The following is a 22,985-nucleotide window of genomic DNA, read 5'->3' as shown; positions in this document are numbered from 1 at the left end:
TTTTAAGGTTTAACAATGAAACAAAGATAGTTTGGAGGATGTCAGATGTTGTCAGGGGTAAAAAAAGGGAGGACTTTTTTGTCCTCCCTTTAATGTTTCTTAGTGTACCCGCCTTGTTTTGGAAAATGGCGATAAAAAGATTTGATTCTCTTTACGTATATATTACAATTCAGCAAATACTTTCTCTAACAAGGCTTTTGTTACCTTGATACCTTCATCTTCGGAAAGTTCGGTACCTTCATATTCGATGCCGACATAGCCTTTGAATCCGGATTCCTTTACAATTTTCATGATACGTAGAAAATCGGAATCCACTTCATTGCCATTTTCATCAAAATTATGTGATTTGGCACTTACGCCTTTGGCATAGGGCATTAATTCCGCGATTCCCTTATAGCGGTCATATTCCTTGATGCAACCATCGGGACCCCTTTCGATACAGAAATTCCCGAAATCGGGGAGTGTACCTACATTGTCCATACCTACTTTATCCATGACCCCACTGAGCCATGTACCATCGGAAGAATAACCACCATGGTTTTCTACGATGATGTTGATGCCTTTAGTTGCACCGTATTCCGCTAAACTTTTAAGTCCGGCGACCGCATGTTCGGCTACTTCTTCGGCGGTACCTTCACCGGCTGCGTTCACACGAATGGAATGTGCCCCTAGGAATTCGGCGATATCGACCCATTTGTAATGGTTTTCAACCGTAGCCTTACGCTTTTCGGGATCAGCATCCCCAAGATTGCCCAAGGCATCACACATGATCAAACCGACCGTTACCCCGGCCTCATCACATTTCTTTTTAAAGGCTGTCCAATACGCCATGTCATCGCCTTTACTGAAGTAAAAGGTATTGACCAATTCGATGGTGTTTATGCCATAAGCCGCTGCCATTGCAGGAAATTCCATGGGATCCGGGCCTTTCAGTAGATCATCGGGTGATTCCTTTAGTGTTTTCCCAAAATTTTCCCAGTCGATTTGACCTCCAAAAAAGGTTTTGTGCAGGGACCATTGGGCCAAGGAAATTTTAAAGTCTGGTTCAGCTTCTGCCTGAACTTCCGTAGCTTCGGCTTCTGAGGGTTTCGATTCCTTATTCTTACATCCGATGGTTGTTGAGAAAAGGAAAATCGCACTGCATGCGAAGGCCAAGGTATTCATCTTGTTTTTCATGTAATTATTAGGTATTAATTTTGATTGGTTTACTAGAAAAAAATTCAAGGAGTAAGTTACGAATTTAGCGACCATATGACAACGGAATACCTAACTAATTTTTGGGGGAAAGACGGTGGGTAATGTATAGGGGGGTGAACAGTGGACAGTAGGCAGTGAACAGTAGGCAGTGAACAGTAAGCAGTGAACAGTAAGCAGTGAACAGTAAGCAGTGAACAGTAAGCAGTGAACAGTAAGCAGTGAACAGTAAGCAGTAAGCAGTAATCAGTAAGCAGAGAACATTTAACAATGTACAGTTAGTAATAATGAGCAATTGGCGGTAAGCGATGTGCGAATAGCGATTTGCGCCAAGCGAATAGCGATAAGCGGTCTGCGATTAGCGAGCAGCGAATAGCCAAGTTGGAAGTTATAAGTGAGAAGTTATAAGTTAAAAGGTTTTTTGTTCATAGCAGTAAGCAGTAAGCAGTAAGCAGTAGGCAGTAGGCAGTGAACAGTAGGCAGTGAACAGTAGGCAGTGAACAGTAGGCAGTGAACAGTAAGCAGTGAACAGTAAGCAGTGAACAGTAAGCAGTAAGCAGTGAACAATTAACAATTAACAATGTACAGTTAGTAATGAGCAATTGGCGGTTAGCGATGTGCGAATAGCGATTTGCGCCAAGCGAATAGCGATAAGCGGTCTGCGAGCAGCCATCAGCGAATAGCAAAGTTGGAAGTTATAAGTTAAAAGGTTTTTTGTTCATAGCAGTAGGCAGTGAACAGTAAGCAGTGAACAGTAGGCAGTGAACAGTAAGCAGTGAACAATTAACAATGTACAGTTAGTAATGAGATATTGGCGGTAAGCGATGTGCGAATAGCGATTTGCGCCAAGCGAATAGCGATAAGCGGTCTGCGATTAGCGAGCAGCGAATAGCCAAGTTGGAAGTTATGAGTGAGAAGTTATAAGTTAAAAGGTTTTTTGTTCATAGCAGTAAGCAGTAAGCAGTAAGCAGTAAGCAGTAGGCAGTAGGCAGTGAACAGTAGGCAGTGAACAGTAAGCAGTGAACAATGAACAATTAACAATGTACAGTTAGTAATGAGCAATTGGCGGTAAGCGATGTGCGAATAGCGATTTGCGCCAAGCGAATAGCGATAAATGAATAAAAGTCATACGGATGGCTAAAGGATTTAGGTATATTAAACCCATGATTTCAATTTGTACGACAGTCTACCTTTACCTGATGTTATGGGTTGGTTTAGGCGATATGAATGGTCGGAACCATGGTTATTTTCGATTTTATCGAATTGGAAATTAAACATGCAGCCTCTGATTTTTGTAAGACCTTTTCTGCTTTCCCCCTGTATTGTTCATCGGAAATAGTCACAGATGGTTCCAAAACAATTTCGGTCATTAGATATTTACCTTCGACACGTTCCATTTTCCCTTTTGATTTACAACTGAAACTTGAAAACTCCAATTTTGAATTTTCGGCTATCGCCAAAAAGGTGGTCATTAAACAGCTATTCACTGCTGCGGTAAATAAATGTTCTGGAGACCATTTTCCAGGCATGCCTTTGGGGAATTCCGGTGGAGTGGCAATTTCTATACAATTGTTGGTTTCAAGGTTTAATTCTGGGGAGCACATAACTCCCATACGATCCTTTTTCCAATTTACATCTACGTTAAAAAAATGAGGTTCCATAGTTCAGTTTCTTTTAGTTGGTTTTCTAGATTCCAATATAAGTTCAGTGTTTAAAAAACGGCAAGTTAAAATCAAAAATCGAACTATTTTGTAACATAGGTCACTCACATGTTTATGGCTGTTTGATTGTTCAAGAGGTACTTATTTAAAGTTTGAGGTTTGGAGTTCAAGATTTGGGGTCTTGGGTGCTGGATGGGTAGTCTTTATTTCTTACAGTCCAGTTTATAGATGAAAAATAAAGAACATAAAATAATGAACATAAAAAGTATAAAGAACAACTGGAACCCGAATTGGTGAATGATCCATCCGCCCGCGATTGGGAATAGGGCAGGTAGAATATTGCCGATTCCGGTTATTCCCGTGTATAGTGTACGGTTTTCAGTCCCTGAAACTTCCAAGAGGACCCCGTTCATTGAAATGGTATAGGTGGTATAAATGATGCCCCCGATAAAAAAAACGAGAACGAAGGAAGGCATTTCGGTAGATAGTAAAATGAATAACGGTAGGGCAAAAGCCAATACCGCACTTCCATACAGTAGATATTGGTATTTATACCTTTTTGCCAAAACGAATAAGATCGAACCTGCAATTATGCTACCGATAATCTTATAGAGCAGAAACGAGCCTGTATCGGCACTATCAGTTAGGTAGAACTCCTTGGCATAAAGGACTACAAATGGGAGCAGGGCAATACTGATCCCCATCGTATTGATGTAACCTAGAAAATATTTCAGTTTTTTATTTTGTTGTAGTTCCGTTGTGATCAATTGAAAAAAGTGTTTCGGACTTTTTACGGATAGGCGTGAAGGGGTAACCTCTTTAATGTTCCAAAAACCTAGGGATGAAATTAAAAGTGCGGCAAAGGCGATAAAAAACATATATCCGTAATTGACCGGATAGTCAGCTAGATTGAAAATCTTTTTAGCGATCAGGGCGGCAAAAAACAAGATAATCGCTTTAATGACCTGTCGCGATGAGAAGAACGATTTACGGGTGTCCTGTATGATCGATTTACCCAATATGTCCGTATAACTTAAATTGGCAAAAGCCCCGCCAAATGAAAAAATGGAAATCAAGATAAAGATCATCCAGATGGTCATCGATTCATCGACCACAGAAGAAAAATAAAGCATTAGTGCCAAGCCAAGTAAGGCGAAGATCCTTGAATTGATTCCTATGAGCAAGAACTTTTTCTTGAAGTGATTATTACTTACAAAAGGGGCGTAAAGCAATTGCGAAAAACTGGACCCGCCAAGCATAATTGCCGTTAGAATACCGATTTGTATGGCACTTCCACCGGCATCGACGAGCATGGCCGGGATTATGGTGTCCACATCCATAAAAACCTGTGCCAGGGATAAGAACGCTGCATGCCACAACAATGAATTAAAATTGCGTTTTGAAGTAGATGGTGATAATTCCATTTAGGTTCGATTTTATTTAGAGGGAAGTGTTCAAAAGTAATGGCAAAATCATAATTACACTGTTACAAAAGTCACCATGTCCCCAGCATACGTACGAAGGAGGTTTCTTTTGGGTATTTCATCCTTCAGCTGCATTTTGTTGCCTTAAGAAACAATAGCTACCCAAATGGATAGCTATTGTGAAAATTGAGTTCGTGTTAAATCGTATTAATAATCCAAGGTGATAATTCGTCCCTTAGTAAAATCAAAAAATTTGTCTTTTTGGGCTGCCTGAACACCTTCCATTAGGTCTTCAGGGGTGAAACCTGCAACTTTAATGCAGGTTGGGCAGGCATATACCCCCACATTTTTTTCAACGAGTTGTTTTATGTAAGTGTGGGCAGATTCAAAACCAGGATGGTTTAAGTCTTTCGCTTCTTTGACCAATAAACCAACCGCATCAATGTCCATATAAACAAGCACATCCTTGTCCTCAGCCATCATTGTCGCCATTTTTAAGGCCATTAATACCCTATGGGGGTCGTCATAACCTTTTGTGATGTGAATCAACATTCCATTTTTGACCGGTTTGGCCAGCACTACACTTTCTTTTTCTTGGTTCATGTCACTAGCCGTTTTTGGCATTTGATTACAGCTAAACATCATTAATCCTGAAATAAATAACAGTCCGAGATTCTTCATTTTCTTTATTTTTAAATTAAACTAATTACTTGTTATGAATGTTTCAATACTGTAAGTAAGGTTGTTGCTTTATTAGATTAAGGGCTATAATTTAAGTTCAAAAAATCATAGATCTAATGACGAATATCATAGTACAAAGAGTTTTCGTTACATAGGTAACTGGTCATGGAACGTAAGAATGTATGCTATATGGTATAACCAGGCATAGGAAATAAAACCCGATAGAAGGTGGCCGGTAATTCGTTGGGATAACGTTACTTTAGGTTCAATGTCACTTATGGTGAATGGCTTCGTTTTCGGGCTTGGCTTTTTGACCACTAGTCCCATTGATAAGCAATTCGCATCCAACTGCCTTACAAACAGTTATACCGGCGTAGTGTGGTTTATCCTAGTTTGCAGATTTGCGTTAGATTTTCACGATCCAAAATCTTGATTTTTTTGCCATTGACCTTAATGATCTTTTCCCTATTGAATTTTGAGAGGGTATTGATGACACTTTCCTTGGAATAGTCCAGCATATTGGCCAATTCAACCCTTGACATGGGCAACTCGAATTCATCGGCCTTGTAAATAGCCATAAAATCGAGCAAAATATACGCTAAAGCACCATCAATGTGCTTTTTGGACAGTCCGGTAAGGCGATGTAACAATTGATTACTGATCCCGGACATATGCTTGATCAGGCTTAAGGCAAATTCACCGTTGTCCTTTATAAATCGCTCAAAAACATCCATCCCGATAAAACTGACTTTGGTTTTTGTTAAAGCAGTTGCGGTAAAATCTATTTTTTTAAAGGCAAAACAACAAACGATACCTATGAAAGAATGGGGTTCAAGAATGGCGATGGTTGAGGGTATTGAATCATTGGCCAGTTCCAATTTCACAAGACCTTCAGTCAAATAGAGCACATTATTGGCCAAAACCCCTCTTTTGACAATGTGTTCGCCAGCTTCAAACTCGATATCGGTCTTGCCGTCGATCAGTTCCTGTTTTTCCTCATCGGATAAAACATTCAGGCATGCTTGGGCATTTAAAAATTCGTTGTTTAGATTGCTTTTTTGGGTTAAAAAATCAGGCATTATATCTGGAATGTTTGTTCTATCTTTTTGTGTTTCAAGGCATAAAATGTAAAATTACATCATAGAATGTTAAAAATACCATTAGTAAGGCAAAGAAATGGTTATCTAAAGTACTTTGTGAAGCTGTACTTGCTATTTACCTTTAAATAAAGAAGTAATCCAAGATTTTAAATAGTACGGACATGAAAGATATAGCTATAAAATCGTTGTTCTTATTATCGGTTTTCGTAATGGTTGATTACCTCATTATGATTATCGTTGGTTGTGTCAGTCATTATATGGGATGTTCATTGAATTATTTTGAATGTGCGTTTTGTACGATTGGAAAATCGGTGTTTGGATGCTCCTTTTTATTATTGGGCATCACTATGATAAAGGATATAAAATCTTTGCGGTTTAGGTCTAAATCAAAATAAGGTCCTTACAAATTTCCACGTTCCTGAACTTGGGAATTTAGACATATTTGTTATTTGTTATGCGTTGTATCGGTTAGTGGAAAATAAAGATACTGCGTATAAGATTTTTAGTAGTTGATAGGTTGTTGACGAATGCTGGATACTGAGTGTATTTATGTATGATAGCCAAAAGAAGATTACATTCAGTGTTCAGTTTTCAGTGCGGATAAAGGAAAGATTTTTGTTATAACCTGTTTTTGGGGGACTTTCTAAGACATAATCCGTTGAAAAAATCGGGTGTCAAAAGGGAAGGGTTTTTTCTCGAAAAGTACTTTTCAACGATTGATTAAAGGTTTATCCCTGTCAAATTTGCCGGTCAAAAAGGTCTGGTAAACACTATCGCCCAAGAGTAAATGTCCCCAATCCCCTATTTTATTCCAAAATTCAGTTCCTGTTCCTACTTTTTGTAGTGCTGAAGGTGATTTGTACCCAATCAGGGGAAGTCTACCTAGTAATTATAGTCCATTTGTTCCAGCCCAAGGGAATATCTCCCATTTTCTTAAGATCGTTACCGATAATATTTCAAAATTATGGCCAGGACCGGGGGTAAGGTTTGAGGATCAGGATCAATTGTTGTGTTTATGCAAAAATTGTGGTTAATCCATAAAGGAAGAATGCTATATTTTTCACACCCCTGAACGGGGTCCTAAAAAAGGAACGGCCTATTTTGGGATTGACCCAGGTTTGACCATACTTTTTATTTCATTGATTAATTCCTGTGATTTAAAGTAAATATTGAATCGATAAAACTTATGATTTTGCTAATGGCATATTAACCTGAAATTCCGAAATTTGGATAATCTTATCAGAAATCATCAAAAATATATAGGTTTTCAATAAGATACTATGTGATTTTGATTGTAAAAGAGGATAGTTTTGATGAAGAATCAAACCCTTTGATCTTAGTCATTAAAATCAAACTTTAACCTATTCGGCAAAACGTAATATTCAGTAATCATATTTCCAAAATGCATATCATGAAAAAAATAGTGCTTCTTCTTTTTCTAATGACATTCCATGTATTCTCCAATCCATGTGTGGCCCAAACTGCACCTGTAAAAAAGCCTAAAATAGTAGTAGGCCTTATGGTGGATCAGATGCGATGGGATTATTTATACAAATACCAGGATAGATATGGGGATGGTGGATTCAAACGGCTTCTTGATCAAGGTTTCAGTTGCGAGAATACGATGATACAACATGCTCCAACGGTTACAGCTTGTGGCCATTCGTCGGTTTATACAGGTTCGGTCCCAGCAATAAACGGTATTGCAGGTAACTCCTGGTATGATCGTTCTTGGGGCCGTGAAATATCCAACGTCGAGGATTCCACGGTAACCGGGGTAGGGGGAAATGCCAAGCAGAATAAATCTCCCCGTAATCTGCTTACCACCACTATTGGTGATGAATTGCGAATCGCAACCAATTATCAGAGTAAAGTAGTAGGGATATCCATTAAAGATCGGGGAGCCATTCTTCCTGGCGGACATGCTGCGAATGGAGCTTTTTGGGAAGATTCCGGGAAATTCACCACCAGTACGTATTATATGGATGCCTTGCCGGAATGGGCAAGGAAATTCAACGAAAAAGATTGGGATAAACTATTGATGCCAAAGGGTTGGAAAACACTATACCCTGCTGATACCTATGTGTTAAGTGACGAGGATGACAAGGATTATGAAACGATTTATAAGGGCGAAAAAAAATCGGTATTTCCCCATAAACCTTCGATAAGTAGATCTCCGTTTGGAAATACCTGGACCCTGGAATTTGCAAAAGTAGCCATGGAGGGATACAAGTTGGGTCAAGGTAAATTTACCGATTTGCTTGCTATCAGCCTTTCCAGTCCCGATAAGATCGGCCATGCCTATGGACCCAATTCAATTGAGGTGGAAGACAACTACCTTAGGTTGGATAAGGATTTGGAAGATCTTTTTGGCTATTTGGATAAAAGATATGGCAAGGATGGTTATCTGTTTTTTATAACAGCAGACCATGGCGCCAATCACTCACCGGGATACTTGGAAGAAAACAAGCTTCCCACGGGTGTTTTGACCAATGATGTTTTTAAGAACTTAGATACGGAATTAGAGAAAAAGTTCGGAATCCCCGGTCTTATCCTAACCAGAAATGGCTATCAGATTTACTTGGATTACGATGTGATTTCTAAAGCGGGAATTGATAAGATTACCGTTGCGAATTATATTATAGAACAATTGAAGCAGGTTCCCGGTATTGAGACGGCATTCTTGAATGAAGCTCTTGCATCGGCCACTTATCCCGAACCTATAAAGACCATGTTAATCAATGGGTACCACCCCAAACGCAGTGGGGATATTGTAATTGTTAAATCCTCGGGATGGAAAAGTGGATCACGGACAGGAGCCACCCATGGCGATTGGAACCCTTATGACGCTCATATCCCACTTGTATGGATGGGAACAGGTATACGCCCAGGAAAAACGCATAGGTTGGTTGGGATGACCGATATTGCCTCTACGCTTGCGGCAATCTTGAACATACAACAACCCAGTGGAAGTATTGGACACGTGATTACCGAGATTACAGATTAACCAAACTTGGGGGCCATCCTCAACCAAGATGGAAAGAAAAGTGTTTCCCGGTGGATTTGCTGGGAGGCTGAAAAATAAATTCTAACGGATTTCCGATGTTTCTGAAACCAAGGAATTCCAACATATTTGTTATGCGTCGTATCCGTTAAGGGAATTAATGGATACGGCGTATAACTTTTTTGGTAGTAGGTCGGTTGTTGACGAAGGCTGAACACTGGGTTTGGATAGGGCGTGATAGCATCCTGTGTTCCGTAAATATAATGGCCGGAATACGTAATCCATACAATAAATACAAGTTCTTCATTCGGGATGCATCAAAAAACAGTATAAATAACCGTTATATCGAAAATAAGGATGATTATGGTTTCATACTACCTAAAACAGGTATTTTGCGCATTCATCACCATATGTGCCATTTAAGCTGTGCGATATGGGTAACACTTTTTATGAAAAAAGGATTTTTACTTATTGTAATGTGCATTGTTTGCAGTATGGTCAGCGCACAAACAACAATAACAAAGGATAAGCCTTTACACTTTGGTGCCGGATTTATCATTGGGACTGTTGGAGGTTATACGGCCCATCATATGTTCGATGGTGACCCATATTGGATGTGGACTGGGGCAGTAGGAAGTAGCTTGGCTGCTGGAGTGGTGAAGGAGGCGATAGATCAGGCAGATTATGGTGGTTGGGACAACAATGATATCGTGTTTACGGTACTTGGCGGGATAGTTTCTGGATTTGCCCTTGATCTATTATTGAAAAAGACTAAGAAAAGAAGAAAATACAGATCTTGTAATTGTTATGCAGCATTGTTGACTTTGCCTAAAACAGGGAATTTCCGCTATGTGGATATCACAATTTCTGCATCCAGGAATATAACCTCGACATTGCGATCCCAGCGCATTCTTCAATTACCGGACATGCAATGATCAAAGAAGACCGCGCGATTTGATTTCGAGGTACTTGTTTATGGTATTAATGGTCAGTTCTTCGGGTTTGGTGAGGATGGTCTGAATACCATAACGTTGCAATTCTTTTTGCATCAATCTTTTATCCAATGAGAATTTTTCGGCAATGGTCTTATGATATATGGTCTGTAGGTCTTCGGCATCAGCACTAATGAGTTCTTCCAGCTCGGTATTCTCAAAGAAGATAACTACCAAGACATGTTTTTTGGCCATACCCATTAGGTAGGGCAATTGTCTTTTTAATGCCGAAATATGTTCAAAATTAGTGTATAAAAGCAATAGGCTCCGGTGTGTTACCTTTCGTTTTACATGGGCGTAGAGCAATCCAAAATCGGAGTCTGTGTATTCCGTGGTGATGTTGTACAGTTTTTCCAGTATCGTATTGAGATGGGTCAGTTTTTGAACGGCAGGCACAAAGGTTTCTATTTTTTTTGAAAAGGAAACCATTCCCGTTTTATCATTCTTTTTAAGGGCGACGTTCGAAAAAGCGAGGGTTGCATTTATCGCATAATCCAACAATTTGAGTCCGTTAAAGGGCATTTTCATTACCCTTCCCGTATCGATGATGGAATAGATAGGTTGTGACTTTTCGTCTTGGAATTGGTTTATCATCAACTGGTTTTGTTTTGCGGTGGCTTTCCAGTTTACGGTGCGAATATCGTCTCCTGCGACGTATTCCTTTATTTGTTCAAACTCTTGGGTATGACCAATACGCCTTATTTTCTTGAGTCCGATCTGGGTTAGGTTATTGCTAATGGCCAAAAAGTCGTACTGCTGCATTTGGATGATGCTTGGATAAACGGGCACCATTTGGTTTTTTTGGAACACAAAACGCCTTTTTATGATTTTCAGGGCCGAGGATGCATAAACATTCAAGTTTCCAAAAACATATTCCCCTCGTTCCACGGGACGGACGGTATATTCAAACTCTTTTTTTTCGTTTCTAAACAAACTCGTTCTATATTCAAAGTCACGCTTTTGAAACTGTTGTGGCAATTCATCGATCAAGGAGATGTAAGTTTTAAACGGATAGAAGGATTCAAAGACTATGCAAATAGGATTAGGGTCGCTATTCGATAGTTTTTTGGGTAATACCCGATTGGCCACAAGACCTTTGGAATGGGTATATAGTAGATAGATATCGAACAGGAACAATCCCAACAGTAATAGGGTCAATATCCAAGCAGTGGGATAGAGGACGGGAATCCAGAAGGAAAGCATAAAACAGCCGGCAAGGACTGCGATATACCTAAAAAAGGTGTTGTGTATGTAGAGTGATTTTAGAAACTGCATAACACTACCGGGGTATTTCTACGGACTCTACGATCATGTTTATCACGCTTTCGGTGGTCATACCTTCCATTTCACGTTCAGGGGTTAGGATTATCCTATGGTTTAAAATGGGCACCAGTGCTTTTTTTACATCTTCCGGTATCACGAAATCCCTTCCCTTGATTGCGGCAAAGGCTTTCGCGGCGTTCAGGGTAGCGATGGAGGCCCTCGGGGATCCCCCTAAAAACAAATGGGGATGATTCCTCGTTTTGGTTATGATATCGGCAATGTATTTAATTAATTTTTCCTCGACCACGACATCCTGTATCTTCGATTTATAGTCGGCCAGTTGTTCCGGGGTCAGCACACCACTAATTTTTTCCTGTGGGTTTTTTCCTTTCCGTTCGTGGTGGGTCTGTATGATCTTTATTTCTTCCTCAACCGAAGGGTAATCCACTTTGATCTTAAAAATAAAACGGTCCAACTGTGCTTCGGGTAGGGCGTAGGTGCCTTCCTGTTCAATTGGGTTTTGGGTGGCAAGTACCATGAAAGGGGTATCCATGCTGTAGGTGGTGCCATCCATGGTCACCTGTCGTTCTTCCATTGTTTCGAACATGGCCGCTTGGGTTTTTGCGGGTGCGCGATTGATCTCATCGATTAATATGATATTGGAGAAAATAGGACCTTTCTTAAATTCGAATTCCGATGTTTTTACATTGAAAATCGAGGTGCCCAAAATATCACTGGGCATGAGGTCAGGGGTAAACTGTATACGGCTAAAATCGGTTTTAAGGGTTTTGGCAAAAAGCTTGGCGGTAATCGTCTTGGCAATACCGGGTACCCCTTCGATAAGGACATGCCCATCCACCAAAAGGGAAACGATCATTAGTTCGATGAAATTTTCTTGCCCGATAATGACCTTCGCCAGTTCGGCTTTAATGTTGGAAACCGCATTTTTTAGTTCTTCAAGCGGAATTCTATTATCGAAGTTGAGGTCGTTGTTGGTTTGCTCGTTATTTTCCATGGGCTTTCACTTTGAATTTTTCAATTTCTGTATTCAATTTTATTAAATCGGCATTGGTGATAACCGAACCTTTCTTTAGTTTTTCCATATACAGGAACAAGTCTTTCACTTCGTCATAGGAATGATTGCTCCGGGCAGCCAAATTGCGATAGAATGCTTCATCTTGCTTAATGGTATCCATGTAGAAATGGGAACGTATATATTCCAAAAAATAGGCTATTTTATGCTCGGTGATCGATTTTTGCTCGCCTTTTTCAAAATACATATCGGCAATGGTACGTGTAAAGGCAAGGGTTTGGTTCTTTAAGGGTACAATAACGGGAATCGCCCTTTGTTTGCGTTTTCCTTCAAAAATCACATAGACCAGTGCCCCGATCAATACAATGTAATAGGCCCATTTCAATTCCTTGTTGTTAAGGAAGATATACATGGGTGAGGTATAAAATGATTTTCCCGATTTATGATGGTTGTCCATATAAATGGGTCGATCCCCATCGATATAGGAAAGGAGTCCGGCCATGTAATCCCGGTTGTCGTCCTTTAGGATGAAATAATTTGTAAAGGCATTCGGAAAGGCATTGAGGAGAATGGTTCCCTTGCCAAAATTTTGTTGAATGACATTAAAATGTTTTTGTGTGTCGGAACCATCCTCAACAGGGTAGTCTACTTGTCCGATTAACGTGGTATTCAGGGTATCTATCTTACTGAAATACGTGGCATAGTCATCTTTACTAAAGGTGTAGGTGGCATCGCTCTTAAATTTTGGATTCAGTAATTCATGCACTTGCTTTGGGTTTTCGCCAAAGTCTGCATATAACGCCGAGGTCTCAAAATTCAAGGTGTCCTGTAACTGCTCATCAAAACTGCTAGAAGCGATAAAAAGCGTATTTCCCTTAGACGTCCAATCCAATAAGCTATTGAGCTCGGCCTTTCCGAATAAGACATCATTGTTCACAAAGACATAAGTGCCGCGAAGGCTATCCGCTGATTGAAGTACTTCAAAAGGGGGCTGGGTGATTTGTTTGAGGTTGTCCTTGTATTTTTTTTCCATTAAATCATTAAGGACATAGGTGCCGTATGGAATTTTATGTTGGGCCACAAAAGACGGGAACCAATTGATTTCCTTGGGTTTGCTATATTGAAAGACCATAAGGATCACTAGGGTGACCGCGCCAATGATCAAGTATATGGAGCCTTTTTTACGCATAGTTTTCCAAGGTTTTACGAAGGGACGTAAATTTATTTTCGGCCTTTGAATATTTGGCTTCATCAATGGGGAAATCCCCATACCAGACATAGTCGTATAACCATGTGATGACCCTGAAAGGTGTTTTTAGTTCTTCCTTTTTCAATTCATTGATATAATCGTCGTTGGTTTTCTGGATTTCCCAAGTAATCAGTTCTTTTCCACTCATTTGCTTGAGGATCAACAGGTATTGGTAGCGAATGGCCAAGCGGTAATTCCTTTCGTTCAGCGCTTTTTGTATTAATTGGTCTATATCCTCATTTTTGATAATATGTTCCTCTTCGGATAGGGATACCACGGCCTCATTGGACTTGGAATACAATAGTGCATTTGAATTTACATTCAAGAAGAACTTGATCAATAGAAAAAGAAGGATGCCAATTAGAATATATGGCAGTATACGCAGGAAATCAGCAAAAAAGCCAATGGCTTTTTCAGCCCCGAACAACCATTCGAAAAAACGACGGAAGAGGTTACCGAGCCAAGTTGTGAAATTGTCCCACCAAGTTATGTCAGGTTCAACGACCTCATAATCGAAATCGGGATTGTTCCGGTAAGGCCCAAGGTCTTCCTCGGTAATCGTCTGCACCTCTAACTCCCTATTGTCATATCGCAGCAAGGTAGTGTCTTGCTGCCCCAAAACAGGAGCGGCCAGTACCATACATAGAGTGAAGAACAGCCTTTTAAGCATGATCGGGCGTTGTTCTTGGGTCTAAATTCAAAAAGGGGCTATCCACAGGTGTTTTTAATTTACATTTGATTATTCCTCGTTGGTTTTTCCTAAGTTCTGAATGCGTTCAAAGGTGCCGGTAAAATTCTTTTTTTCGTTGAGGTTAAAGAAAATAAAGGCACCGGCAATAATAGAGATGGTATTCAAAAGCATCTGGGCCAAGGTACTTATCATATATAGGATGATATACACTGGATCCATAAAACCGGAGTTCACGTCCAAGGCATCCATTTCACCGGAAAAGATACCCATACTTGCAATCTGGTATATTTGGGCAGGCAAACTAAAGGCATACCCTGCAACCCCTACGATGATACCTACAACCAAAAGTGTGGCGAAGGTCATCCACCATTCGTCCTTTACCAAGGTGAAGCCATAACTGAAAGATTCCCCAACACTTTTGTTCATAAAGATCATTATGCTAAAGGAGAGTGAAAGGGGTACGGCCAAGTAGATTCCAGGAAGGAAACAACAGATAAATCCCACCACGATGGATAACACCACGATGATTCCCAAGCCAATGAAACTCCATAATGAATCATAGACTTCCCTTCTTATTTTGTCAAAGTCGGTCTGTCCTTGAAGTTCTGTGTAGGATTTTATATAGTGTAATACGGTTGATTGTGAAACGGCATATACCAAAATCATGGCTACCAAGAAAACGAGGCCGCTGATCATCATGGTGACACCACTAACAAGCGAACCGGAACTGGACCCAATATTCAAGACCGAACTGAATGCATAAAGATAAAATCCTACGGCGATCAACATGATCAATAGATAGGGGGTAACGATCTTAAAGTAGGTGGCGATAAAAGGTTTGAATTGTGATCTAAGAAAAGCAAAGGTGTCTGAAAGGATCTCACCTAATTCACGCTGTTTCTTAAAATGGATATAATTATTCATTTTGGTTGGGTTTTGAATGTAATTGATATGGGTATATAACGTAATAAAATAGAATTAGTGCCAAAGAGGTTAAAATGATCAATATGGCCAACCAATCGGGCATTTCGGTATGTCGGGTCACAAAACCCTCCAAGAACCCCGCGATGATAAAAAAGGGAACGGTACTCAACATGATTTTAAGTCCGTTCTTAACCCCTCTCTTAAATGATTCCAACCGGGTATAAGTCCCTGGGAACAGCATACCGTTGGCAAGAACCAGTCCGGCACAGCCTGCGATGATAATGACCGAGATTTCGATGGTCCCATGGATCCATATGGTACGTGCGGATTCCCATAGTAATCCTTTTTCATAAAAGAAATATTGAAAACTACCCAACATAATCCCATTTTGCATCATGATCCATAAGGTTCCTATGCCCAGCATGATCCCATAGGCAAAAGCCATCATGGCTACACGAATGTTGTTGATGGTAATACCCATGAACATATTGAATTCCCCCATTTCCTTATAAACGGCCATGGGATCCCCTTTTCCAATGTTGTCCATCGTCATATTCACGTATCCATCACCAAGAATGGAGCGCACAAAATCACCCTCATTGGCGGCCGAGAAAGCCCCGACCAACGTAAAGAAGGTGAAAACCAGAAAGGCGATCAGAAGCTCTCTTTGATGGTGATAGAATAGGGTAGGGAATTCCGTTTTCCAAAATGAAATGATACGGTTCTTGGGTTCTTTTTTGGTTTTGTAGATCTTTTGGTGGGCCTGGGATGCAAGTGCGTTGAGGTAGAATTCCGTATTGCTGCCAGCATAAAATGTTTTGGCATAACTCAAATGATCCGTTATTTCAATGTACAGATTGGACAATACATCAGGTGCTATCTTCGTTTTGTTCGACAGGGCGTTTTCAAAAGTTATCCATTTGTCTTTATTTTGCTTAACAAAGGCGGCCTCTCGCATTTAATACCGGATTTTATCCAAAGGAACTAAAATATGGAACAATTTCAAATAGAAACTGCCCAAAATATAAGTATAAGTCAAAATACGGCCAACTTGGGAGACCGCATGTTGGCCTACCTGATCGATAGTTTTGTGATCATGGCCTATACGATATTGATGATTATTATGCTCATAAGCATGGACATTGATATGGAGGATATGTGGGCCCTATATATGCTCATGGGTTTACCGGCGTTTTTATATTATCTTTTATTTGAAACCTTTATGGATGGTAAAACCATTGGTAAGGGGTTGATGAAAATACGGGTAGTGAAATTGGATGGCTCCAAACCGGGCTTTTCCAGTTATTTCATTCGGTGGATCCTTCGTGTTATTGATGTTGTCTTAACCTCTGGGGGGTTGGCCGTCTTAACGATTTTGATTCGTGGCAACGGTCAACGTGTCGGGGATATTGCGGCAGGGACAACGGTCATTAGTGAAAAGAAACGGGTAGGATTGCAAGACACCCTCTTACGGGAATTTCCTGAGGATTATGCACCCAAGTATCCCCAGGTTACGATTTTTGAGGATAGGGAAATGCAGACAATCAAGGAATTGTACGATCAGGCGAGAAGGAATGGAAATCACCAAGTCATTCTATCCTTGAGCAATCAGATCAAGAAAGTGACCCAGATTACAACAGCGGAAAAACCTCTCGATTTTGTGGACTCCATAATTAAGGATTACAGTTATTATACCCAGCAACTTTAGCCTCCAAAAAAGCATTCCATTATTCCTTTGTCCTTTAAATACTTAGGTGATTTTTTTACCTAAAAATTTTTGAAAATAGTTCAGTGCAATTACATACTTTTGCGCTCCAAATTATTTTTCGATGCTTTATTTGATTATTGATATTTTAGGTGCGGCAGCTTTCGCAATTTCTGGGGTTTTGGTGGCCATGGAAAAGAAACTCGATTTGTTCGGGGTGCTTATCATTGCCTTTGTGACGGCTACTGGGGGAGGAACACTGCGTGATGTGCTTATTGGGAATAAGCCTGTATTCTGGATGCTGAATCCCATCTATCTCTTTACGATATTGGGGGCGGTCATATTGGCGATATTGTTCGTAAACCAATTGAAATTTTTAAGGAAAACGCTTTTTTTATTCGATACCATCGGTATAGGATTGTTCACCATGGTAGGTATAGAAAAGGGACTTGAAGCCGAATTGGCACCGCCCATATGTATTATCCTTGGAACCATAACGGCTTCCTTTGGAGGGGTGATTCGGGATATCCTCTGTAATGAGATTCCAGTAATATTCCAAAAGGAAATCTATGCTACAGCCTGTATTTTGGGAGGGGTATCGTATTTTTTATTGGCTATGACCCCAATCGATTCCGCGTATTCCTATATCGTTGCTATTATGATAGTTATTGTATTCCGTTTATTGGCTGTAAAGTTTCATATCGCCTTGCCTAATATTTATAAGGTGAAGAAGTAGTAAGGGAAAGGTGAATTCTAAATTTCAATTAGCAATTAGCAATTAGCAATTAGCAATTAGCAATTAGCGCAAAGCGAATAGCGATTAGCGGAAAGCCAATAGCCAGTAGCCAGTAGCGAAAAGCTAAGTTGGAAGTTATAAGTCGGGAGTTATAAGTTAAAAGTTTTTTGTTCATAGCAGTAAGCAGTAAGCAGTAAGCAGTAAGCAGTAAGCAGTAAGCAGTGAACAGTAAGCAGTGAACAGTAAGCAGTGAACAGTGGACAATTAGCAATTAGCACAAAGCGTTTAGCGAACAGCCAGTAGCCAGTAACCAGTAGCCAGTAGCCAGTACCAGTAACCAGTAGCCAGTAGCCAGTAGCCATTAGCAAATTCCAAATTTCAAAAGCCAAGTGGGGAGTTATAAGTCGGGAGTTATAAGTTAAAAGTTTTTTGTTCATAGTAGTAAGCAGTAAGCAGTAAGCAGTAAGCAGTGAACAGTAAGCAGTGAACAGTGAACAGTGGACAATTAGCAATTAGCACAAAGCGTTTAGCGATTAGCGGAAAGCCAGTAGCCAGTAGCCAGTAACCAGTAACCAGTAGCCAGTAGCCATCAGCCATTAGCCATTAGCGAAAAGCGATTAGCGGTCTGCGTCAAGCGCTAAGCGAAAAGTTAAGTTGGAAGTTATAAGTCGGGAGTTATAAGTTAAAAGTTTTTTGTTCATAGCAGTAAGCAGTAAGCAGTAAGCAGTAAGCAGTAAGCAGTGAACAGTAAGCAGTGAACAGTAAGCAGTGAACAGTAAGCAGTAAGCAGTGAACAGTAAGCAGTGAACAGTGAACAGTGGACAATGTACAATTAGCAATTAGCACAAAGCGTTTAGCGAACAGCGAACAGCGCTAAGCGAAAAGCCAATTATTCACTTCACCACCTCCGCCTTGGTAATGTAAATGTTTTGATACGGCCAATCGCCCTTTCCGACACGTTGCGCATTGATTTTGTCAACGACATCCATACCTTGTATTACTTTCCCGAATGGCGTGTATTCCCCATCCAAATGGTAAGATCCCGGTTTGGTGACCACAATGAAGAATTCATAGGGAGAGGCCAACATATGCGGGTTATCCACTTCACTACTGGGCATGGAAATGGTACCTCGATGGTGTTTATATCCTTTTTTCGCATCAGGCGGTAGTAGATATCTACCTATAGCATTACGCTTTTGGGCCGTGGCCTTATCGTCGGAATTACCACCCTGAATAATGAAATTCTTCACCACACGGTGAAACTGGGTATTGTTGAAATAACCTTTTTTGGTCAAGTAGATGAAGTTCGCTTTGTGATAAGGGACATTATCATACAACTGAACCGTGAAACTGCCCAAGGTGGTCGTGATCCTTACCTTGTCATCTTTTAGGGTCTTATTGTAATTAAAGAAGAAATCAATAGCGTTTTCATCGGTCAGTTTAAAAGGTTCTTCCTCTTTTTTTATTTCTTCTTTTGGTGCTACGGAATCCTGTGTTACAATTGTTACTTTTTCAGTGGTAGGTTTAGGTTCTTCCTTACAGGCAACCAAAAATATAAGTAGTAATATTGTAGTGGAATAGAATTTTTTGGATATCATGAATTTTGATGATTTTGCCTTACGTAGTTCAAAAATAAAAAATCTGCCCTTACCAGGTAGTGCTTCCCACTATAAAATGGCCCCTTCAATTCGATTAAAGGAGTTGGAAGCCGGTGAGATTAAAAAACAAAATGCGAAAAAAGCCGCTGTTTTGGCCTTGTTCTACCCCGATCAGCGAAGCCTTACCCATTTACTGTTGATCCTTCGTAAGACCTATGAGGGGGTACATTCGAACCAAATAGGGTTCCCCGGGGGGAAGTCCGAAAAAGAGGATGCTGATATTTTGCATACCGCATTGCGGGAAACATATGAGGAAGTAGGCGTGCCTCCCGAAAAGGTATCGATTATTAAATCATTGAGTGAAATCTATATTCCGCCCAGTAATTTTGAGGTAAAGCCGTTTATGGGACTCATGGCGAATCCCTGTCCCTTTATCATGCAAGAGTCCGAAGTTGAAGCATTGGTAGAGGTACCTTTGATTGATTTCATGGATGACTCCAAGGTATTTATCCAAAAATTATCGACATCTTATGCGAAAAACATGGATGTACCCGCCTTTAAATTAAATGGTTACACGGTTTGGGGGGCAACGGCCATGATGCTGAACGAAATCAAGGAGCTTTTGAAGCAAGTTTTATAATGCTTATTTTGTAGTTTTGTAGCTATGGGTATATTCAAAAAAAATCCTTTTGGTCACATTCTTTTCTTAAAAAGATGGCTAATCCGTATTTTGGGTGTATTCACCCACCAACGTTATAAAGGCTTCAACACTTTGGAGATTGAGGGTTCCGAGATTATACGAAACCTTCCGGATAGAAATGTACTTTTTGTCAGTAACCACCAAACGTATTTCGCCGATGTCGTTGCCATGTTCCATGTATTCAATGCTAGTTTAAGCGGTAGGGATGATTCCCTAAAGAATGTAGGTTACCTATGGAATCCCAAATTGAACGTGTATTATGTTGCGGCTGCGGAGACCATGAAGAAAAGTCTGTTGACCAAGATTTTCGCTTATGCCGGATCGATCAGTGTAGAACGTACGTGGAGGGCCGAGGGTAAGGACGTAAAACGACAGGTAAAAATGAGCGATATTTCGAATATCGGAAAGGCACTGAACGATGGTTGGGTCATTACGTTTCCCCAAGGGACCACTACCCCTTGGAAACCGATACGAAAAGGTACGGCCCATATCATTAAAAAATACAAACCGATTGTTGTGCCTGTTGTTATTGATGGTTTTAGACGTTCCTTTGATAAAAAAGGCCTACGGGTTAAGAAAAAGGGTATCCTACAGAATATGGTGATCAAGGAACCATTGGATATCGATTATGAAAATGAATCCTATGAAGCGATCATTGAAAAGCTGGAATATGCCATAGAGCAACATCCTTCCTTCTTAAAGGTAATCTCCCAAAAAGATCTGCTGGCCTTGGAAGAAGAGAATGAACTACGTAGATTTCGCAATAGTAAGAAAATCTAAACCTCCAATTGTTTCAATTCCTTGTAATTCCTTTTAAGCTTTCGTAACAATAAGCCGTAGAGCAGAAAGTAGATTCCAGCAATAAAAGCAGTAAAGACAACCGCTCCAATAGATAGGATCCATATGGTCGTGGTTCTGATTTTTTCCAAAGGAATTTCCTTGCTTTTTTCAGCGATACCATCGAAAGCCAATAAAACGTCATCACTTAGATAGATACCGACGATGAACAATGCGAAAAAAACAAGACTCATTGTAAGACAGAAAATGATATAGTGTTTAACTGTTTTTCTTGTTTTGATTATTTGTCGCATTAAATTCTTAGCACTATCCAAGATTGAAATTTCCTTATACCTTCGGTAGAATTGAAAGATAAAATAAAGAACAACCGCATAATAAAATACATTCAATACAATATAAATCGTATTGAACCCTCCTGCATCGCGCAATAGGGGATTTTCCCTAAATGAGGGGGATAGGTAGATTAAATTAGGCAATGTAATCTCCAGAATACTGATAATCAATATCCATCGTACGATTGAGGAAGATTTCTTCCAGATCATATTATGGATTTGATCAAAGGACAACTTAGGAAGGTGTTCTTCTCTTTTCTGCCAATCTTTTTTTAATAAATCGAGTTCGTCAATCATATATCGTCATGGATTCAATATGGTTCTTAATTTCTTTTTTATCCTGTTCATCTTCACTCTCGCATTCACCTCGGTAATACCTAGGGTTTCCGCAATCTCCCGATAATCCTTGTCTTCCAGGTACAGGAAGACCAACGCTTTTTCTATATCTCCCAATTGCTTTACAGCGGCATACATGAGTTTCAGTTGTTCCTCTTCATGGGGATCATACTCATTGGCCGTGATTTTATAAATGACCGAGTCATAATCCTGTGTCCGTATACTTCTTTTGGATTTTCGGTATAGTGTAATCGCTGTATTCAGCGCAACCCGGTACATCCAAGTACTGAATTTTGATTCTCCCCGAAATTTCGGGTACGCCTTCCAAAGCTGTATGGTTATTTCTTGGAACAGATCATTGTGTGAATGCCTGTCGTTGGTGTACAGGGTGCAGACCTTATGAACAATATTCTGATTGTTCTCAAGCTCCGTCACAAATTGATGCTCCAGTTTTTTATTCACGATTTTGTTTGGTGGTTGTTACGTTATAAGTAGTCCGTTTTACAAAAATGTTACACTTTGGTCAGAAAAAAAAGGATTTAGGCGAAAAGGATGGGGGAACAGTGGACAGTGGACAGTGAACAGTAAGCAGTGAACAGTGGGCAGTGAACAGTGAACAGTGAACAGTGGGCAGTGGACAGTGGGCAGTGGATAGTGGACAGTGAGCAGTAAAGAGTGGGCAGTGGACAGTGAGCTGTAAATAGTGGGCAGTGAGCAATTAACAATGACCAATAAGCAATTAACAATTGGCGAACAGCGAATGGCAAACAGCTAACAGCCAAGTTTAAAGTTATAAGGGGTAAGTTAAAAGTTTTTTGTTCATAGTAGTAAGCAGTAAGCAGTAAGCAGTAAGCAGTAAGCAGTGAACAGTGTACAGTGTACAGTGAACAGTGGACAGTGGACAGTGGACAGTGAACAGTGAACAGTGAACAGTGGACAATGAACAATTAACAATGAACAGCGCAAAGCGATTAGCGAACAGCCAAGGGACAAAAGCCAAAAACCAAGTTGGAAGTTATAAGGGGTAAGTTAAAAGTTTTTTGTTCATAGCAGTAAGCAGTAAGCAATGGACTGTAAGCAGTAAGCAGTAAGCAGTGTACAGTGAACAGTGGACAGTGGACAGTGGGCAGTGGACAGTGGGCAATGATCAATTAACAATGAACAGCGAACAGCCATTAACCATTAGCAATAAGCGGTCTGCGTATAGCGAATAGCGATTAGCCAGCAGCGAAAAGCGAACAGCCAAGTTGGGAGTTATAAGTTAAAAGTTTTTTGTTCATAGTAGTAAGCAGTAAGCAATGGACTGTAAGCAGTAAGCAGTAAGCAGTGAACAGTGGACAGTGAACAGTAAGCAGTGAACAGTAAGCAGTGAACAATGTACAATTAGCAATTAGCAATTAGCACAAAGCGAATAGCGAACAGCCAAGGGACAAAAGCCAAAAGCCAAGTTGGAAGTTATAAGTCGGGAGTTATAAGTTAAAAGTTTTTTGTTCATAGTAGTAAGCAGTAAGCAGTAAGCAGTAAGCAGTAAGCAGTGAACAGTGAACAGTGAACAGTGAACAGT

General features: G+C 40.2%; 20 protein-coding genes. 6 read left to right on the top strand and 14 right to left on the bottom strand.

Annotation, left to right across the window (positions count from 1 at the left end; all coding sequences use genetic code 11):
- Positions 1-162: 162 nt before the first annotated feature.
- The 5 genes from HPE56_RS14260 to HPE56_RS14240 form a co-directional block, all read right to left on the bottom strand.
- On the bottom strand, positions 163-1,176 hold the full coding sequence (locus HPE56_RS14260) for a sugar phosphate isomerase/epimerase family protein (protein ID WP_188244430.1): 1,014 nt from the start codon (positions 1,174-1,176) through the stop codon (positions 163-165).
- 1,232 nt (positions 1,177-2,408) lie between these two features.
- On the bottom strand, positions 2,409-2,855 hold the full coding sequence (locus HPE56_RS14255) for an OsmC family protein (RefSeq protein ID WP_188244429.1): 447 nt from the start codon (positions 2,853-2,855) through the stop codon (positions 2,409-2,411).
- A 203-nt stretch (positions 2,856-3,058) separates the two neighbouring features.
- Complete coding sequence (locus HPE56_RS14250) at positions 3,059-4,279, bottom strand: MFS transporter (protein WP_188244428.1); 1,221 nt, start codon at positions 4,277-4,279, stop codon at positions 3,059-3,061.
- Between the two features lie 207 nt (positions 4,280-4,486).
- Positions 4,487-4,960, bottom strand: coding sequence for a DsrE family protein (locus HPE56_RS14245; RefSeq protein ID WP_223170319.1), 474 nt, complete (start codon positions 4,958-4,960; stop codon positions 4,487-4,489).
- Positions 4,961-5,343: 383 nt separating this feature from the next.
- Entirely contained in the window at positions 5,344-6,039 is a 696-nt protein-coding gene (locus HPE56_RS14240; RefSeq protein WP_188244427.1) for a Crp/Fnr family transcriptional regulator, read from the bottom strand.
- A 1,432-nt stretch (positions 6,040-7,471) separates the two neighbouring features.
- Between HPE56_RS14240 and pafA the strand changes: the two genes are divergently transcribed.
- Positions 7,472-9,067: an alkaline phosphatase PafA gene (pafA, locus tag HPE56_RS14235; RefSeq protein WP_188244426.1), complete on the top strand. Its 1,596-nt coding sequence runs from the start codon at positions 7,472-7,474 to the stop codon at positions 9,065-9,067.
- Between the two features lie 260 nt (positions 9,068-9,327).
- Positions 9,328-9,999 (top strand): hypothetical protein, encoded by a 672-nt coding sequence (locus tag HPE56_RS14230; RefSeq protein ID WP_188244425.1) that lies wholly within the window; start codon positions 9,328-9,330, stop codon positions 9,997-9,999.
- On the opposite strand, the gene HPE56_RS14225 is transcribed toward HPE56_RS14230, so the two are convergent.
- The 6 genes from HPE56_RS14225 to HPE56_RS14200 all read right to left on the bottom strand — a co-directional run bounded on the left by HPE56_RS14225 (position 10,000) and on the right by HPE56_RS14200 (position 16,174).
- On the bottom strand, positions 10,000-11,331 hold the full coding sequence (locus HPE56_RS14225) for a DUF58 domain-containing protein (protein ID WP_188244424.1): 1,332 nt from the start codon (positions 11,329-11,331) through the stop codon (positions 10,000-10,002).
- A 4-nt stretch (positions 11,332-11,335) separates the two neighbouring features.
- Complete coding sequence (locus tag HPE56_RS14220) at positions 11,336-12,334, bottom strand: AAA family ATPase (RefSeq protein WP_188244423.1); 999 nt, start codon at positions 12,332-12,334, stop codon at positions 11,336-11,338.
- Complete coding sequence (locus HPE56_RS14215) at positions 12,324-13,541, bottom strand: DUF4350 domain-containing protein (protein ID WP_188244422.1); 1,218 nt, start codon at positions 13,539-13,541, stop codon at positions 12,324-12,326. Before HPE56_RS14215 ends, HPE56_RS14220 begins: the two co-directional genes overlap by 11 nt.
- Positions 13,534-14,271, bottom strand: a complete 738-nt coding sequence (locus tag HPE56_RS14210) for a DUF4129 domain-containing protein (RefSeq protein WP_188244421.1) — start codon at positions 14,269-14,271, stop codon at positions 13,534-13,536. The genes HPE56_RS14215 and HPE56_RS14210 overlap by 8 nt, the downstream gene beginning before the upstream one ends.
- Positions 14,272-14,340: 69 nt before the next feature.
- Complete coding sequence (locus tag HPE56_RS14205; RefSeq protein WP_188244420.1) at positions 14,341-15,216, bottom strand: hypothetical protein; 876 nt, start codon at positions 15,214-15,216, stop codon at positions 14,341-14,343.
- Complete coding sequence (locus HPE56_RS14200) at positions 15,209-16,174, bottom strand: stage II sporulation protein M (protein WP_188244419.1); 966 nt, start codon at positions 16,172-16,174, stop codon at positions 15,209-15,211. Before HPE56_RS14200 ends, HPE56_RS14205 begins: the two co-directional genes overlap by 8 nt.
- 33 nt (positions 16,175-16,207) lie before the next feature.
- Here HPE56_RS14200 and HPE56_RS14195 point away from each other — a divergent pair, with 33 nt between their 5' ends.
- Together HPE56_RS14195 and HPE56_RS14190 are read left to right on the top strand one after the other, a co-directional pair.
- Positions 16,208-16,924: an RDD family protein gene (locus HPE56_RS14195; protein ID WP_188244418.1), complete on the top strand. Its 717-nt coding sequence runs from the start codon at positions 16,208-16,210 to the stop codon at positions 16,922-16,924.
- A 121-nt stretch (positions 16,925-17,045) separates the two neighbouring features.
- A complete protein-coding gene (locus HPE56_RS14190) occupies positions 17,046-17,657 on the top strand; it encodes a trimeric intracellular cation channel family protein (RefSeq protein WP_188244417.1) in 612 nt (203 codons plus the stop codon).
- An 893-nt stretch (positions 17,658-18,550) separates the two neighbouring features.
- Here the strand turns inward: HPE56_RS14190 and HPE56_RS14185 are convergent.
- Complete coding sequence (locus HPE56_RS14185) at positions 18,551-19,255, bottom strand: peptidylprolyl isomerase (protein ID WP_188244416.1); 705 nt, start codon at positions 19,253-19,255, stop codon at positions 18,551-18,553.
- On the opposite strand from HPE56_RS14185, the gene HPE56_RS14180 reads away from it, so the two are divergent.
- Entirely contained in the window at positions 19,254-19,895 is a 642-nt protein-coding gene (locus HPE56_RS14180) for an NUDIX hydrolase (RefSeq protein WP_188244415.1), read from the top strand. The genes HPE56_RS14185 and HPE56_RS14180 overlap by 2 nt on opposite strands.
- Before the next feature lie 24 nt (positions 19,896-19,919).
- Positions 19,920-20,735, top strand: coding sequence for a lysophospholipid acyltransferase family protein (locus HPE56_RS14175; protein ID WP_188244414.1), 816 nt, complete (start codon positions 19,920-19,922; stop codon positions 20,733-20,735).
- Here the strand turns inward: HPE56_RS14175 and HPE56_RS14170 are convergent.
- Together HPE56_RS14170 and HPE56_RS14165 are read right to left on the bottom strand one after the other, a co-directional pair.
- Entirely contained in the window at positions 20,732-21,382 is a 651-nt protein-coding gene (locus HPE56_RS14170) for a hypothetical protein (protein ID WP_188244413.1), read from the bottom strand. The genes HPE56_RS14175 and HPE56_RS14170 overlap by 4 nt on opposite strands.
- 6 nt (positions 21,383-21,388) lie before the next feature.
- Positions 21,389-21,883, bottom strand: a complete 495-nt coding sequence (locus HPE56_RS14165) for an RNA polymerase sigma factor (protein ID WP_188244412.1) — start codon at positions 21,881-21,883, stop codon at positions 21,389-21,391.
- Between the last annotated feature and the right edge of the window lie 1,102 nt (positions 21,884-22,985).

Origin of the sequence: Maribacter aquimaris (assembly GCF_014596745.1) — a bacterium.
In the GTDB taxonomy this organism is placed as follows: domain Bacteria; phylum Bacteroidota; class Bacteroidia; order Flavobacteriales; family Flavobacteriaceae; genus Maribacter_A; species Maribacter_A aquimaris.
Note: the sequence above shows the minus strand (reverse complement) of the source record. Positions and strands in the feature narration are given on the sequence as shown.